The sequence below is a fragment of the Nitrobacter hamburgensis X14 genome (assembly GCF_000013885.1).
GTDB lineage: Bacteria > Pseudomonadota > Alphaproteobacteria > Rhizobiales > Xanthobacteraceae > Nitrobacter > Nitrobacter hamburgensis.
Genome location: NC_007964.1, coordinates 617430 through 632102, shown reverse-complemented (window position 1 = coordinate 632102; position 14673 = coordinate 617430). Strand labels below are relative to the sequence as shown.

Below are 14673 nucleotides of genomic sequence, written 5' to 3'. Positions count from 1 at the left end.
ATTCTTAAGCTGACAGAACAGACTTGCTATAGCGCCGCACATTGCGGACAATTCATGCTGGCTCGTTTCGAGCCGCGTATTGTTCTTTTTCAATCAAAGAAGGAATTTATGACGTAACAAAAGAAAAACCCGCCGAAGCGGGTCGCATTGAATTCTAGGTATTTGCAATCTGACCATTCAAATATCTCAGAGCCGATAAAATAACGCAAGGAATTTTTGCGACGTATTCATGCGCCCTTATTTTCTGCGGGTTTTCTTCCATTGCAAGAGGAGAAAACCAATGACTATGACTAATGATCCGCAGGTCGCTTTCATTGCGGCGCATCGTGATCTTAAGAATCGAATGGCGGAGCAGGAGTCGATCGACACTCGTGTCGTCGATCTAGCCCGGCGCAAACGTTCGCTGCAAACCTGCCATCGCTATGCGATGACGGAACGCCCGCGCAAACCTGCGCCGCGCGAGACCGGCGCTTATGTGCCGGAGCTGGCGGCTCGCATTGACAACGATCCGAACCTTTCCGACGGGGCGCGCCGCTGCGCCCGCAAGCTCGCCGAACTGACCTATCGCTCGCATCGCGATGCAAGAGCGCTGCCGGTGACAGTCACATACCTCGCACGCGCGCTCGGCCGTTGCCGGCGAACCGTGCAACGCTATCTCCGTCAGCTTGAGGAGGGGGGCTATGTCGCGGTTGATGTCATTGCGTCATCCCGCTCGCGCATGTGCGTCGGCCTTGTCGTGCGGCTGCTCGCACCGCTCTTTGCCGCGCATCATCGCGGACGCTGGCCGGGAAGCCGCGCAAATCCAGGGGCGACAGCAGAGTCACTCAAGCAGAGATACAAACATCCTTTTGAGGCAACAGGCCATCGGGTAAGCGTCCAGAACTGGACGCTGCATTGCATGAACGGGGTGTTTCGCGCGCTTATGCAAACCAACCCGCTTGCCGGCCTGTCGCAGGTCCGTTCTGCGCAATAGAATTGCGTCGATTGCCGATGCCAATTCCGGCCCGTTTGCGGGGCGGTGAGTGCAGTCTTGCCTTCAGGGGGGTGTCCGGCCCGTTCGGAGCCAGAGGCCCTGCCTGGCGCGGCTGCGGCCAAAGGCGGGCTAGGGCTTATGCCGCAAGTCTCCGGGCGGCGATCCGGTGATAGCGGTGGTCCAGTTCGATGCCGAGATAATCGCAACCGGCTTGCCGGGCCGCGACCAGGGTCGAGCCGGAGCCACAGAAGGGGTCGAGCACCAACCCGCCTTCCGGGCAGAAAGCTGTAATCAGCGGCATGAGCGCCATCACCGGCTTCTGGGTCGGATGCAGCCGGTTGCCGCTATAGGGGAAGTCGATCACATCGGCTGGCGGATGCTCCGGCAGCGCCGGACGGCCCTTCGCCAGCACGTAAGCGGATTCGTGCGTGTAGCTGACGAACCGCTTTGCTGAGGCATAGCGTTTGCGAAAGACGATGTGCCCGACGATCCGGAATCCTGCGGAACGCCAGGCCGCGATGAAGCGGTCGGTCTGCGTCCAGCCATAGAAGCTGACGCAGAGGCTGTCGCGGTTCAAAACCCGATACATCTCGTGCGCGGCCGGCTCCAGCCACTCGGCGTTGTCGTCGTTCATGATTGAGCGACCGTCGCGGCATTTGTAGCGGACGAGATAGGGCGGGTCGGTCAGGATAAAATCGACGGACCGGGAAGGGATGGCCTGCATCACTTCGATGCAATCGCCGCGTTGAATGGAATTGCGAAGCTGGTTGGTTGAGAATGTCATGGCGTCCTCCTGCCTGTAGCGGTTGATGCCGCGAGAGAAGGGGGACCGGAAAAGCCGGGGGCGCACCGCAAGGGAAATGGTCAACACGGGGAGCGAAGCGAAAGGAGCGGGCCGGCCATTGCGCGCCCGGCGCGGTCGCCAAAACTCGGCAAATGAAAACCGCACGGCAGCGAGGACATGCCTTTGCAAGCCGATGACAACTGACCAGCCTCTGGCCAATACAGACGGCGATCTGGATGCGATCACGGCAGCATGGGAACTGCCCGTCGCATATCTGGCCGATCCGCGTCCCGCGAGTCGCTGGACTGCGCGGTCGTGGACGATCTTGCCGGCTTGCCGGTCACGGAGGCCGAACTCGATGTGATCGAGGCATTTTTGTCGGGTGCGCTACGCGACTTGCTCAAACAGGACTCGGAACGGCCGCAAACCCATGCTGAAATCGCCGCAATTCCACAAGGTCCGAGGGCAAGGCAATGAAAGCCGTCGCCGTTACTGCCAGTCAGCCAGCATCACGCGCGGCGCTCTATCTGCGCGTCTCGACCGGGCGTCAGGCCGAAAGCGACCTGTCGATTCCCGATCAGCGGCGGCAAGGTATCGCGTTCTGTAAGGCGCGCGGCTGGGAAGTTGCCGCCGAGTTTGTCGATGCGGGGTTGTCCGGCACCGATGACAAGCGCCCGGAATTGCAGCGCCTGCTCGACTTGGCCACGTCGGACGGCTCGCCGTTCGACGTGATTATCGTCCATTCCTTCAGTCGTTTCGCTCGTGATCACTTCGCACTCGAATACCATGTGCGCCGGCTGCGTAAGTCCGGCGTGCGGCTGGTGTCGATGACGCAAGACCTCGGCGACGATCCGATGAGCGTCATGGTGCGGCAGGTCTTTGCCCTGTTCGACGAATACCAATCGAAGGAAAACGCCAAGCACGTCCTGCGCGCCATGCAGGAAAACGCCCGGCAAGGATTCTGGAACGGCTCGGCCGCCCCGTTCGGCTATCAGGTCGTTGCTGCCGAACAGCGCGGCGCGAAAACCAAGAAGAAGCTCGCCATTGACCCGGTCGAAGCCGAGACCGTCCGCCTGATCTTCCGCCTGTTACGCGAAGGCGACGGCACAATAGGGCCGATGGGCGTGAAAGCCGTCGTCGTCTGGCTCAATGGCCACGGCTATCGCACAAGGCGCGGTGCGCGGTGGGGCATCGGCCCGCTGCATAAGCTTGTGACCAATCCGGTCTATAAGGGCGAAGCGCATTTCAATCGCACCGATTCCAAGACCCGGACGGCAAAGCCTGCGACCGAGCATATCATCGTGCCCGTCGATGCGATCATCGATCCGGCAATCTTCGACGCGGTGCAGGCGCAGCTCAAAGCGCGCAATCCGAAGGTCGCGCCGCCGCGCGTTGTGACCGGACCGATCCTGCTGACCGGCCTTGCCACCTGCGCGACCTGCGGCGGCGGCATGACGATCCGCACCGGAAAATCGGGCCGCTATCGCTACTATGTCTGCGCGGCGGCGGCTCAGAAGGGCAAGGATGCCTGCCCAGGCCGCTCGCTGCCGATGGAACGCCTCGACAATGTTGTAACCGACCGTATCGGCGAGCAACTGCTGACGCCGGAGCGCGTTGCCGAATTGCTGCGCGGCCTGATGAACCGTCAGACCAAGCGCGATGACGATCTTGCAGGTCGCCTCACAGCCTTGCGCGCGAAACTCACCGACGCGGAGGGCCGGCTTAACCGCCTGTATCAGGCCATCGAGAACGGCATCGCCGATCCGAACGATGCGACGCTGAAAGATCGCGTCGCAGCAATCAAAACCGAACGCGATATTGCCAAGGCCGCCTTCGACCGAGCAGTCTCCGAAATGCGCCCGGAAGCCCGGATCACCGAAGACAAGATCGCTTCCTTCGTCGCCACCATGCGCGACAACGTGCTGTCGGGCGAAACCGCCTTTCGCCGCGCCTGGCTGCGCTCGGTCATCGACAAGGTGGAGGTGGACGACACGGAAATCCGTATTCACGGTCGCAGGACCGTGCTCGAACGGCTAGTGATGGGGGGAGGGGCGGCACCGGCAGGAGTGCCCAGTTTTGTTCGTGAGTGGCGCACCAGACACGATTCGAACGCGTGACCTTTGCCTTCGGCAGGGAAAGCAGGGAGTGATCTGCTACGCAGCCAGCGCCTTTTTGGCGGCATGAGCAAGAAAGCCGGATCGGGTGAACCCCTCGCTTGCGGCATGCCGATCGATCTGTTCCAGCACGTCGGCCGGCAGCGTGACATTGATCCGGACGCTTTTGACGGCCGGCGCAGGCGCTGCGACCAGTACGGCCACACCATCGCGGTTCACCGGATCAGCCATAACCTCTTCGAGAGAGGCCGGCTCGGGGACCCCTTCCCCGTCTTCGGCCATGCCTTCCAGATGCAAGGCGAGCGCCTCGGCGGCCATATCGCGCGCCTCATCGAGCGTGGTGCCCGCAGTGACGCAACCGGGAAGATCGGGGAACGAGACGCCGTAATCGCTGTCAGCGTCCTTGTGGATCAGGGCAATGAACTGGCGCATGGTCTACCCCTCAATTTCAGCTCGGCCTGCTTCTCGATGCTCCTGAGCGTGCCGATCGGCAGGTCTTTCTTCGGATCTGGGACGGTGACGCGGCCCGGCTTGGTCGGATGCTTGAATTGAACGTGGCTGCCCTTCTGGGCTACCTGCTTCCAACCATCGGCTTTCAGCGCGGCAATGATGTCCCGCGAATCCATGTGTGTATTTATACACACTGAACACTCGGCGCAAGGCATCGCCTGTCAATTGAGGGCGTGCGGTAAGCCCGATCACTCGCGAAACCGCTTCGCGTGGTTCCTCGGTGGTTCCTTGAGATGAAAGTAGACCACTTTCGACGAACCGGCAGCGAAAATTTCGCCAAATAGTTCAGTGAGTTAGTTGGTGCCGCTTAGGTGACTCGAACACCTGACCCCATCATTACGAATGATGTGCTCTACCAACTGAGCTAAAGCGGCTTAACCCTTCGCACACGCGCCATGCTGTGGCCCTTGCGGCGCACCCGGCAACGGTCCGGCTGCGCCGAGCCTCTGATATCGGGCACCGTCTCCCTTTGCAAGAACCCGCCGCCGCGCCGCACCGCATAATCTCCGTCCGGTCGCCGTCAGCTCCCCCGGCGCGACAGCAACCCGCGCAACCCACCCGCCTGGCGGGCGACCTGAGGGTTTTCTTCAGTAAATCCATCGTTTTGGGGGTTGTCGTCGACGCCCGGATCGTCGGGAGCGCGAACGATCGCGATCACGGCGGGGATGTCGGATGCGCCGGCCTTGTCCAGGTCCGATTGCGTCCGAAAGGTCGTCGATGTCGCGGCCTCGGCCGACATGGCGGCAGTTTCGGGCGATGACGATTCGATCGCAACCGTTGCGCCGTCGCCGTCCCGAGCGGCGGACTGAGATGCTGCGGGCAGCGCTTCGAAGCGCGGCGCATCGCTCGCGATCTGGTCCGAAAACTCCGCCTCGACCAGGGCGGGCCTGCTCGAAGGCAGCGCCGCCAGCGGAGCCTGCCACTGAAACGCGTCAAGCCGGCCGGTCACTGGCGAAACCGGGCGCCAGTGGTCCGACACGTAGCCGTCCGCGGTCCAGACCGGATCGTGCAGGGCACGCACGGCACGCAGCGTCCAGGCGCGGGCGCGGCCGCTATCGCCGTGCTCGTTGTGCTCGATTTCGGCCATCAGCATCGCAACGCGTTGCGTCGGCGCCGCGATCAGCGGCTCCAGTACCTCGCGCGCGCGGGCGAATTCGCTGGCATCGATCGCCGCGCGCGCAATCGCCATCGCGCTTTCCGGATGACCGGACGCATTTTCCGCCAGCGTCTCGACGCGCGCCAGCCGCTCCCGCGCCGAATCGCCGGGCATGACATGAGCGTAGGCGTCGGCGAGATCAGGGTGCGGCTGTGCCAGCCACGCGGTCTCGATGATCCGCATCGCACGCCGCATCTGATTGCCTTCGCTCAGATACTTGCTCGCAAGCACCACCGCCGGAATCAGCGTCGGTGCATACTTCACCGCCTCCATCACCGTATTGCGCGACGCATCGCGATCCGACTTTTCAAGCTCCAGCGCCCGCGCGGTCAGCAGCACACCGCGCTGACGGCGATACAGCGCCTTGTCGATCAGACCCGCCGCGACGTTTTTGTCGAGGATGGCGAGTGCGCCGGTCCAGTCACCCCTGGCGCAGCGGAAGCCCAGCGCGGCTTGCGAGGCCCATATCGAGGACGGCGAAACCTTAAGCGCTTCCTCCGCGATCGCCACAGCGGCCTGCGGATCGTCGGCCCGCTGGGCTTCGATGAAAAGCCCGCGCAAGCCCAATAACCGCGTATCCGCCCGTTCGGCCATGGCGCGGAACGCGCGCTGCGCGCGGTCGGCATCGCCGTCGAGCTGCGCGGACTGCGCGTGCAATAGCAACGTCAGCGGCTCGTGCGACACCAGACGCCGGGCAACCCTGGCATGCGTCCGTGCAGCCGCGGCGTCGCCATGACCGATCGCAAGCAGCCCACGGGTAATCGCGTCCCGGCCGCGCCTATTCCGACGCTCCCGGCGCGCACGCCGGATGCGTCTCGGCGCTTGCCACAGACCCCGCACGATACTCCACACCAGCAGGACGGCAACGACAAGCAGGCCCAACCCAAGTGCGAAAGCCGGTAGCGTGGTCTCGACCCGCCAGACATCCCACGACATCACGATCGTGCCGGTCTGATCGGCAACCCAGGTGGCGCCCAATGCCGCGAGCGCGATTAGAACGAGGAACAGGATGATGCGGAACATCTGGAACCTATGGCGCTGGTTTGGTCAGCGCCGCCATCGCGTCGGCTGCGAACTGACGCGACGCGGCAAGAGCGGCATCGTATGCGTCGGCCTTGGCGATCCAGGGCTCGGCGGTCGTGCGGTCGGCCGGAGGAAGTGCGTTCAATTCCGCCCTCGCGGCAGCAACGTCATTTTGCCGCGCCGATGCCGTGATGCGCGCAACCACGGCGCCGGTGGAATCTGCGGGCGAAGCATCGATGCGTTCGATACGCACCAGACGTGCGGCGCCTTCCTGCAACCGGTCCACTATGGTGCTGCCGGTCGTCGCCATGACCGGCGCGGGCGCCGGCGCGAGCTTTGGCACGATCGCAAGCAGTTCGCGGCACAGCACGGTCGCGCTCGGCACCCCTGAGTCTGCGAACACCTCCAGCGGCTTCAAGGTGTCGGGATCGGCAACCAGGGCCTTCGATGCCGCCAGCAGATCGCCATAAGGCTGCCCGTGACGCACCGACACGTTCAGCAGCGTCGCGGCCACGGCCCGGCGAAGCGGCACGTCGTCGGCCGGAGCCGCGTCATGCTTGGTTGCCTCGGCGGTCAGGGTTTGCGTCGTCTGCTCGACCTGGTGCTCGACCTGGGCGAGCCGCGCGCTGATGGCCGCAAGGTCAGACGTCTGGTCGGCCTCATGCGGCACGGCCGCTCCATCCTTCAAGGCCGCAGCCAGCTTGTCGGATTGACCGCGAACCGTTGCCAGTTCGCCGCGCAAGGATACGACGGATTTTCCCAGGGCGTCGATGCGCGCCGCGACGGCCGGATCTGGCACCGGAGCGGCCGGCCTGCTAGCCTTGGACTCGACACTGGCTACCCGGTTCGAAAGAGCGCCAAATTCCGCCATACTGACTTGCGCTTGCGGCGCAGCAGAAGGCGCGGAGGAGGATGACGGCGGCCAGTCCGCCAACCACGCGCCGCCAACAACGAGCCCGGCAGCGACAGCGCCGGTAACCGCGGCGATCACGGCCGACAAGGCGCGGGACGGTGCGCGCGGAGGAGCCGGCTGCTCGCCGACGGCCTGTCGATCGTCAGCCGCTGCGCTCGCATCCCCTGAACCGGCATCATCCGCCGTCCCGGAAATTCGGTTAGCTTCGAGGTGCGACGCGTCATCGTGCCTGTCATCCGCGGCCGAGGAGGCGCGGAACGGCTCGTGCGAAGGGACGGACTGCTCGCCGACGGTCTGTCGATCGTCAGCCGCTCCGCCCGCAGCCCCGGCATGATCCGCCGCCTCGGACGTTCCAGTCGTTTCAATGTCTGTGGGAAGCGAGTGCTTTTGCGAACTCCCCCCCTGCGACGCGTCATCGTGCCTGTCGTCTGCCATCGTCACGGTTCCCCATTGCGGCGACACATCAGTATCAGATCGAGCCCCGTCTCCCTATTACCGCGATAACGGCCGTCACGCACTAGTTACCGCGATAGCGGCCGCAACGCACAATCAAGTGCTTCCAATACCGCATTTTCGGCCGGCGCGCGCGCCACAACCACATGGGGAGCGCCAGCGTCTCGCAGAATAGAGGCCACAGTGCCGGAGATGCAACATTGCGGGACCGCCAAAGCCGATATCTCGACGCCCCCGATGCGGACGGCATCCAGGAACGCCCGGGCGCTGCGGCGCGAATAGTGCAGCACCGCCGATATCCGGTGCGCGGCAAACGCATCACAGACCTCGCGCGACAGGCTCGCCACCGGCGTCATCCGGTAACACGTCGCCGTCACGACAGCCAAACCGCGCGCTCCGAGTTCTCCGGCGAGATCACATGAGCGATCGGCCGCTGCGAGATAGAGAATCCTGGCCCCCTTCGCCAGGGGTTTCGTGCGCACGCTCTTTATAATGAGCGCGCGCAAGGCCACCGCATCTCCGCCTGCCGCGACCACATCCTGAAATCCGGCCTGGCGCGCGGCCTCCGCGGTGTGCCGGCCCACCGCGAACACGGCCAGCTTCAACAGCGACTCTCTGGCCGGATGGGCGGCGAGCGCGCGCAGCGCGTTGCCGCTGGTCACGACGACCGCACCATAGCGCTCATCCGGGTCCATCTCGAAAGCGACCGCCTCGAAGCGCAACACCGGCGACAACAGAACCTCGAGCCCCCTCGCCCGCAGGACGGCGGCGGTGGCTTCATTGTCCGGTTCAGGTCGTGTGACGAGAACCGCCACGCCTCAGGCTCCGGCAAACAGCGTGAAGAATTTCTCGCCGGCGCGCTCGCGCAGTTCACGCGCCGCGTCCGCACCAAGCGCGGCGGCATCCGCGCGCGCGCCTTCGCGCGTGGTCTCGTAGGACTGCGTGCCGTCGGGAGAAATGATGAGGCCGCGGAAATGAATGCGGTCGCCGTTGACGCGACAATGACCGCCGATCGGCGTGCGACAGGAGCCGTCAAGCAGCGCCAGAAAGCTCCGCTCGGCGCTCAGTGCCACTTCCGTTTCAGAATCGCCGATCGCCTTCACGAACGCGTTGATGCGGTCGTCATCACGGCGCGATTCGATCGCGATGGCGCCCTGCCCGACCGCCGGCAGGAATTCGTCGGTCTCGAGAATGCGCGTCGCCCTGTCCTGCAAGCCGAGGCGGTTCAGGCCGGCCAGCGCCAGCAGCGTGGCGTCGGCCTCCCCCGCCACGAGCTTGCGCAAGCGCGTCTCGACATTGCCGCGGATGACGCTCACCTTCAGATCCGGGCGCAGCCGCAGCACCATGGCCTGCCGCCGCAGCGACGCGGTCCCGACGATCGAGCCTGCCGGCAGATCGTTCAATGACGCGGCGCGCGGACTGATGAAGGCGTCGCGCACGTCCTCGCGCGGCAGAAACGCCGGCAGCCAGGTGGCATCAGGCAGAAACGTCGGCACGTCCTTGGACGAATGCACCGCGAAGTCGATGCTGCCGGCCAGCAGGGCTTCCTCGATCTCCTTGGTAAAAAGTCCCTTGCCGCCGACATCGAACAGCGGCCGGTCCTGAATGGCATCGCCCGAGGTCCGGATGGTCTTGATGACGATCCGCTCGGGCGCCACCTGATGCGCCCGCGCCAGTCGGTCCCGCACCTCATTGGCCTGCGCCAGCGCCAGCGCGCTGCCCCGGGTGCCTATCGTTGCCAGAATGTCTGTCTCACCGGAGGATTGCACGCCAAGACCTCATAATGCTACGCCGTAAGGAAAGGGAAACGCTGGTTTGCCCGATAACGCAAGGGCCATATCTAGTCTAGGTACGACACGCCGATGCTGGTGCTAGGGATCGAGACCACCTGCGATGAAACCGCAGCCGCCGTGGTCGAGCGCCATGCGGACGGCAGCGCCCTGATTCTCTCCAATATCGTGCGGTCGCAGACCGGAGAACATGCCCCCTACGGCGGCGTGGTCCCGGAGATCGCGGCGCGTGCCCATGTCGATATGCTCGACGGCATCATCGCCAGCGCGATGAAGCAATCGGGCGTCGGCTTTCCCCGGCTGTCCGGGGTCGCGGCCGCCGCCGGACCGGGCCTGATCGGCGGCGTGATCGTGGGACTGACCACGGCCAAGGCGATCGCGCTGGTGCATCGGACGCCGCTGATCGCGGTCAATCATCTCGAAGCCCACGCGCTGACGCCGCGGCTGACCTCTGCGCTCGAATTTCCCTACTGCCTGTTCCTCGCCTCCGGCGGCCATACCCAGATCGTCGCGGTGCTCGGCGTCGGCAACTATGTCCGGCTCGGCACCACGGTCGACGATGCCATGGGCGAAGCCTTCGACAAGGTGGCGAAGATGCTCGGCCTGCCCTACCCCGGCGGCCCGCAGGTCGAGCGCGCCGCGGCTGACGGCGACGCCAAACGATTCAACTTTCCGCGGCCGATGCTCGGACGCCCCGACGCCAACTTTTCGCTCTCCGGCCTGAAGACGGCGGTGCGCAACGAGGCCGGTCGCATCGACCCGCTGCGGCCGCGGGACATCAACGACCTCTGCGCCGGGTTTCAGGCCGCCGTGCTGGAGGCGACCGCGGATCGGCTCGGCGTCGGCCTCGAGCTGTTTCGGGAGCGGTTCGGCACGCCGCGCGCGCTGGTCGCAGCCGGCGGCGTCGCCGCCAATCAGGCGATCCGCGGCGCGCTCGAGGGCGTCGCCGCCAGGGCACAGACCATGCTCATCATCCCGCCGCCGGCCTTGTGCACCGACAATGGCGCCATGATCGCATGGGCCGGCGCCGAACGGCTGGCGGCCGGATTGACCGACACCCTCGAGGCTCCTCCGCGCGCCCGCTGGCTGCTCGACGCCAACGCCCACGCGCCTGCGGGCTTCGCCAACACCCGCGCCGGATTTTGAAGGCGTTGTCGCGATGAAAACTCTCAACCGCGTCTCCGTGATCGGCGCCGGAGCCTGGGGCACGGCGCTGGCCGGCGTCGCCGCGCGCGCGGGACGCGAGGTGACGCTGTATGCGCGCGACGCGGCGACGGCGGCGGCGATCTCGGCGACGCGGGACAATCCGCGCCTGCCCGGCATTCCCCTCGACCGCAGCATCGTTGTGACGCATGACCTCGCCGCTGCCGGCCGCGCCGATATCATCGTGATCGCGGTCCCCGCCCAGAATTCGCGCACGGCGGTCGCAGCATTGGCCCCGCATCTTGCGGCGGGGACGCCCGTCATCGCCAGCGCCAAGGGCATCGAGCACGGCACGCGGCGCTTCATGACCGAGGTGATCGAAGAGGCCGCCCCTCAAACCGTGCCCGCGATCCTGTCCGGACCGAGTTTTGCCGACGACGTGGCGCGGGGGCTGCCGACCGCGGTGACGCTGGCGGCGAAAGACGAAGCGATGGCAGTTGCGCTGGTCCATGCGCTGGGCTCGGCCGCCTTCCGCCCCTATCACACCACCGATCTGCGCGGCGTCGAGATCGGCGGCGCCGCGAAAAACGTCCTCGCGATCGCGGCCGGAATCGTGGTCGGCAAACAACTCGGCGCCTCGGCGCAGGCCGCACTGACCACGCGCGGATTCAGCGAACTGGTGCGTCTTGGACTCGCCTGCGGCGCGCGCAGCGAGACGCTTTCCGGTCTGTCCGGCCTCGGCGATCTCATCCTCACCTGTTCGAGCCCGCAGTCGCGCAATTTCTCGCTCGGCATCGCACTCGGGCGTGGCGAAAGCGCGCCGCGCGGCAAACTCAGCGAAGGCGCGTTCACCGCGCCGGCGCTGCTCGAACTGGCGGCGGCGAATGGTGTCGAGATGCCCGTCGCAAACGCGGTCGCCGCCATTCTCGCCGGCCGATTGACGATCGATGCGGCCATCGACAATCTGCTGACACGGCCGTTCCGGGCGGAGGGATAGCGATGGCGTACTGGCTGGTGAAATCGGAGCCTTCGGCGTGGTCGTGGCAGCAGCAGGTAGCGAAGGGCGCCAAAGGCGAGGCCTGGACCGGCGTGCGCAACTTCACGGCGCGGCAGAACCTCGTCGCCATGAAAAAAGGCGACCAAGCCTTCTTCTATCATTCCAACGAGGGCAAGGAGATCGTCGGTATCGCCGAAATCATCCGCGAGGCCTATCCCGACCCCACCGACAAGACCGGCAGGTTCGTCTGCGTCGATATCAAGGCGGACAAGCCGCTGAAAACGCCGGTGACGATCGCCGCCGTCAAGGCCGACAAGCGCCTGGCCGATATGGCGCTGGTCAAATACTCCCGCCTCTCGGTGCAGCCGGTGACGCCGGCGGAATGGAAGATGGTCTGCAAGATGGGCGGACTATAAGGGGTGCCAAGTCGCCGCCGGACCTGATCCGGCAATCCACTTTTTGGAGGGTAAAAGCGACGATCCGCGACTCGAGCGCGATGACGAGGTGCAGTGGCACAACGATAGAATCGGCGGAAATGAGCCCGCATAACCTCGAATTTCGGCCGCGGTATGGTTATATGTTACCAGACGCGCAGCAGCACGGCCGTCCGACCAAAGTTCTAGAGCATGATCCCGAAAAGTGGAAACCCGGTTTTCGGATAAGATCATGCTCAATCAAAAGGGTACGGCTGGATTCTGGTTTAACGCAGTTGAATCAGAATCTAGGGCCGACGGCTTGTCGCCGTACCGCGTCGCGACGCATAATCGTCGCAACGGTGAAGACGGACCCGGCTCTGTTGCGAACGCGGGTCCTGCGGTGGAGCAATGACGATGTCCGACAAGATTTATGACGTAAGCGCGGATTGGGCCAAGCGGGCCTGGGTCGACGACGCCAAATATCACGAGATGTACGCGCGCTCGATCAAGGACCCGAACGGGTTCTGGTCCGAGGCCGCCAAGCGGGTCGACTGGATCACGCCCTTCACCAAGGTCGAGAACACCTCGTTCGAACTCGGCAAGGTGTCGATCAAATGGTTCGAGGATGGCGTGCTCAACGCCGCCTACAACTGCATCGACCGGCATCTGGAAGAGCGCGGCGACCAGACCGCGATCATCTGGGAAGGCGACGATCCCTCGCAGTCGAGGCACATCAGCTATCGCGAACTGCACGACGAAGTCTGCAAGATGGCCAACATCCTGCGGCTGCGCAACGTCAAGAAGGGCGATCGCGTCACCATCTACCTGCCGATGATTCCGGAAGCCGCCTACGCCATTCTCGCCTGCGCGCGGATCGGCGCGATCCACTCGGTGGTGTTCGGCGGCTTCTCGCCCGATTCCATCGCCGGACGTCTGCGCGATTGCAAATCCCGCGTCGTCATCACCTCCGACGAGGGCCTGCGCGGCGGCCGCACCATCGCCATGAAGGCCAACGTCGATACCGCGATCGAAAAGGTCAACGGCGAGGTCGACTGGGTGATCGTCGTCAAGCGCACCGGCGGCAAGGTCAACATGAACCCGACGCGCGACGTCTGGTATCACGAGGCCGCGGCCGTGGTCGAAAGCGAATGTCCGTGCGAGCCGATGCACGCGGAAGACCCGCTGTTCATCCTCTACACCTCGGGCTCGACCGGACAGCCCAAGGGCGTGCTGCACACCACCGCCGGCTACCTGATCTTCGTGGCGATGACGCACCAGTACGTGTTCGACTATCACGACGGCGACATCTACTGGTGCACCGCCGACGTCGGCTGGGTCACCGGCCACAGCTACATTCTCTACGGGCCGCTGTGCAACGGCGCGACCACGATGATGTTCGAGGGCGTGCCGAACTATCCGGACAATTCGCGGTTCTGGAATGTGATCGACAAGCACAAGGTCAACATCTTCTACACCGCGCCGACCGCGATCCGGGCCTTGATGCAGGGGGGCGACGATCCGGTGAAGAAAACCTCGCGCGCAAGCCTGCGCCTGCTCGGCTCGGTCGGCGAGCCGATCAATCCGGAAGCCTGGGAATGGTACCACCGCGTGGTCGGCGACGGCCGCTGCCCGGTGGTCGATACCTGGTGGCAGACCGAGACCGGCGGCATCATGATCTCGCCGCTGCCGGGTGCGATCGCGCAGAAGCCCGGCTCGGCGACCAGGCCGTTCTTCGGAATCGTGCCCGAGATCGTCGATGCCGACGGCAAGGTGCTGGAAGGCGAATGCAGCGGCAATCTGTGCATCGCGCGGTCGTGGCCGGCCCAGGTGCGCACGGTCTATGGCGATCACGCCCGCTTCGAGCAGACTTACTTCTCCTCCTACAAGGGCAAGTACTTCTCCGGTGACGGCTGCCGCCGCGACGCCGACGGCTACTACTGGATCACCGGCCGCGTCGATGACGTCATCAACGTCTCCGGCCACCGCATGGGCACGGCGGAAGTCGAAAGCTCGCTGGTGGCGCACGAGAGCGTGTCGGAGGCTGCCGTGGTCGGCTATCCCCATAACATCAAGGGCCAGGGCATCTACGCCTACGTGACCCTGATGCAGGGCGTGGAGCCGAGCGAGACGCTGCGCAAGGAATTGGTCGCCTGGGTGCGCAAGGACATCGGCCCGATCGCGTCGCCCGACCTGATCCAGTTCGCGCCGGGCCTGCCGAAAACCCGTTCCGGCAAGATCATGCGCCGCATCCTGCGCAAGATTGCCGAGGACGAGCCGTCCAGCCTTGGCGACACCACGACGCTGGCCGATCCCGGCGTCGTCACCGACCTCGTCAAGAATCGTCAGAACAAGAAGGACGGCGCCGTGGCGTAGATCGGTTCGCTCAAAATCGCGCCGGCTC

14 protein-coding genes and 1 tRNA gene are annotated in these 14673 nt (G+C 64.8%); 7 read left to right on the top strand and 8 right to left on the bottom strand.

Going from position 1 to position 14673, the window contains the following annotated elements:
- The first annotated feature begins 280 nt into the window (after nucleotides 1-280).
- Nucleotides 281-973: a helix-turn-helix domain-containing protein gene (locus NHAM_RS02965; RefSeq protein ID WP_011509164.1), complete on the top strand. Its 693-nt coding sequence runs from the start codon at nucleotides 281-283 to the stop codon at nucleotides 971-973.
- Nucleotides 974-1109: 136 nt separating this feature from the next.
- Here NHAM_RS02965 and NHAM_RS02960 read toward each other — a convergent pair whose 3' ends face one another.
- Complete coding sequence (locus tag NHAM_RS02960) at nucleotides 1110-1757, bottom strand: DNA methyltransferase (protein ID WP_011509163.1); 648 nt, start codon at nucleotides 1755-1757, stop codon at nucleotides 1110-1112.
- Between the two features lie 315 nt (nucleotides 1758-2072).
- Between NHAM_RS02960 and NHAM_RS02955 the strand changes: the two genes are divergently transcribed.
- Entirely contained in the window at nucleotides 2073-2234 is a 162-nt protein-coding gene (locus NHAM_RS02955; protein WP_157043516.1) for a hypothetical protein, read from the top strand.
- Nucleotides 2231-3874, top strand: a complete 1644-nt coding sequence (locus NHAM_RS02950; RefSeq protein ID WP_011509162.1) for a recombinase family protein — start codon at nucleotides 2231-2233, stop codon at nucleotides 3872-3874. The genes NHAM_RS02955 and NHAM_RS02950 overlap by 4 nt, the downstream gene beginning before the upstream one ends.
- Nucleotides 3875-3910: 36 nt before the next feature.
- Here NHAM_RS02950 and NHAM_RS02945 read toward each other — a convergent pair whose 3' ends face one another.
- From NHAM_RS02945 to hemC, 7 genes are all read right to left on the bottom strand, one after another.
- Entirely contained in the window at nucleotides 3911-4303 is a 393-nt protein-coding gene (locus NHAM_RS02945) for a type II toxin-antitoxin system HicB family antitoxin (protein ID WP_011509161.1), read from the bottom strand.
- Nucleotides 4282-4497 carry a type II toxin-antitoxin system HicA family toxin gene (locus NHAM_RS02940; RefSeq protein WP_041357637.1) on the bottom strand — a complete coding sequence of 72 codons (216 nt, stop codon included), beginning with the start codon at nucleotides 4495-4497 and terminating at the stop codon, nucleotides 4282-4284. Before NHAM_RS02940 ends, NHAM_RS02945 begins: the two co-directional genes overlap by 22 nt.
- 182 nt (nucleotides 4498-4679) lie before the next feature.
- A tRNA-Thr gene (locus tag NHAM_RS02935) sits at nucleotides 4680-4755 on the bottom strand.
- A gap of 146 nt (nucleotides 4756-4901) precedes the next feature.
- A complete protein-coding gene (locus tag NHAM_RS02930) occupies nucleotides 4902-6560 on the bottom strand; it encodes a heme biosynthesis protein HemY (protein WP_011509159.1) in 1659 nt (552 codons plus the stop codon).
- A 7-nt stretch (nucleotides 6561-6567) separates the two neighbouring features.
- Nucleotides 6568-7908 carry a COG4223 family protein gene (locus NHAM_RS02925; RefSeq protein WP_011509158.1) on the bottom strand — a complete coding sequence of 447 codons (1341 nt, stop codon included), beginning with the start codon at nucleotides 7906-7908 and terminating at the stop codon, nucleotides 6568-6570.
- 86 nt (nucleotides 7909-7994) lie between these two features.
- Complete coding sequence (locus tag NHAM_RS02920; protein ID WP_011509157.1) at nucleotides 7995-8741, bottom strand: uroporphyrinogen-III synthase; 747 nt, start codon at nucleotides 8739-8741, stop codon at nucleotides 7995-7997.
- 3 nt (nucleotides 8742-8744) lie between these two features.
- Entirely contained in the window at nucleotides 8745-9695 is a 951-nt protein-coding gene (gene hemC, locus NHAM_RS02915; protein ID WP_011509156.1) for a hydroxymethylbilane synthase, read from the bottom strand.
- 93 nt (nucleotides 9696-9788) lie between these two features.
- On the opposite strand from hemC, the gene tsaD reads away from it, so the two are divergent.
- The 4 genes from tsaD to acs all read left to right on the top strand — a co-directional run bounded on the left by tsaD (nucleotide 9789) and on the right by acs (nucleotide 14645).
- A complete protein-coding gene (tsaD, locus tag NHAM_RS02910) occupies nucleotides 9789-10862 on the top strand; it encodes a tRNA (adenosine(37)-N6)-threonylcarbamoyltransferase complex transferase subunit TsaD (RefSeq protein ID WP_011509155.1) in 1074 nt (357 codons plus the stop codon).
- 13 nt (nucleotides 10863-10875) lie between these two features.
- Nucleotides 10876-11856 (top strand): NAD(P)H-dependent glycerol-3-phosphate dehydrogenase, encoded by a 981-nt coding sequence (locus NHAM_RS02905; protein WP_011509154.1) that lies wholly within the window; start codon nucleotides 10876-10878, stop codon nucleotides 11854-11856.
- A 2-nt stretch (nucleotides 11857-11858) separates the two neighbouring features.
- Nucleotides 11859-12272: an EVE domain-containing protein gene (locus tag NHAM_RS02900; protein WP_011509153.1), complete on the top strand. Its 414-nt coding sequence runs from the start codon at nucleotides 11859-11861 to the stop codon at nucleotides 12270-12272.
- Between the two features lie 414 nt (nucleotides 12273-12686).
- Entirely contained in the window at nucleotides 12687-14645 is a 1959-nt protein-coding gene (gene acs, locus NHAM_RS02895) for an acetate--CoA ligase (RefSeq protein ID WP_011509152.1), read from the top strand.
- The last annotated feature ends 28 nt before the right edge of the window (nucleotides 14646-14673 follow it).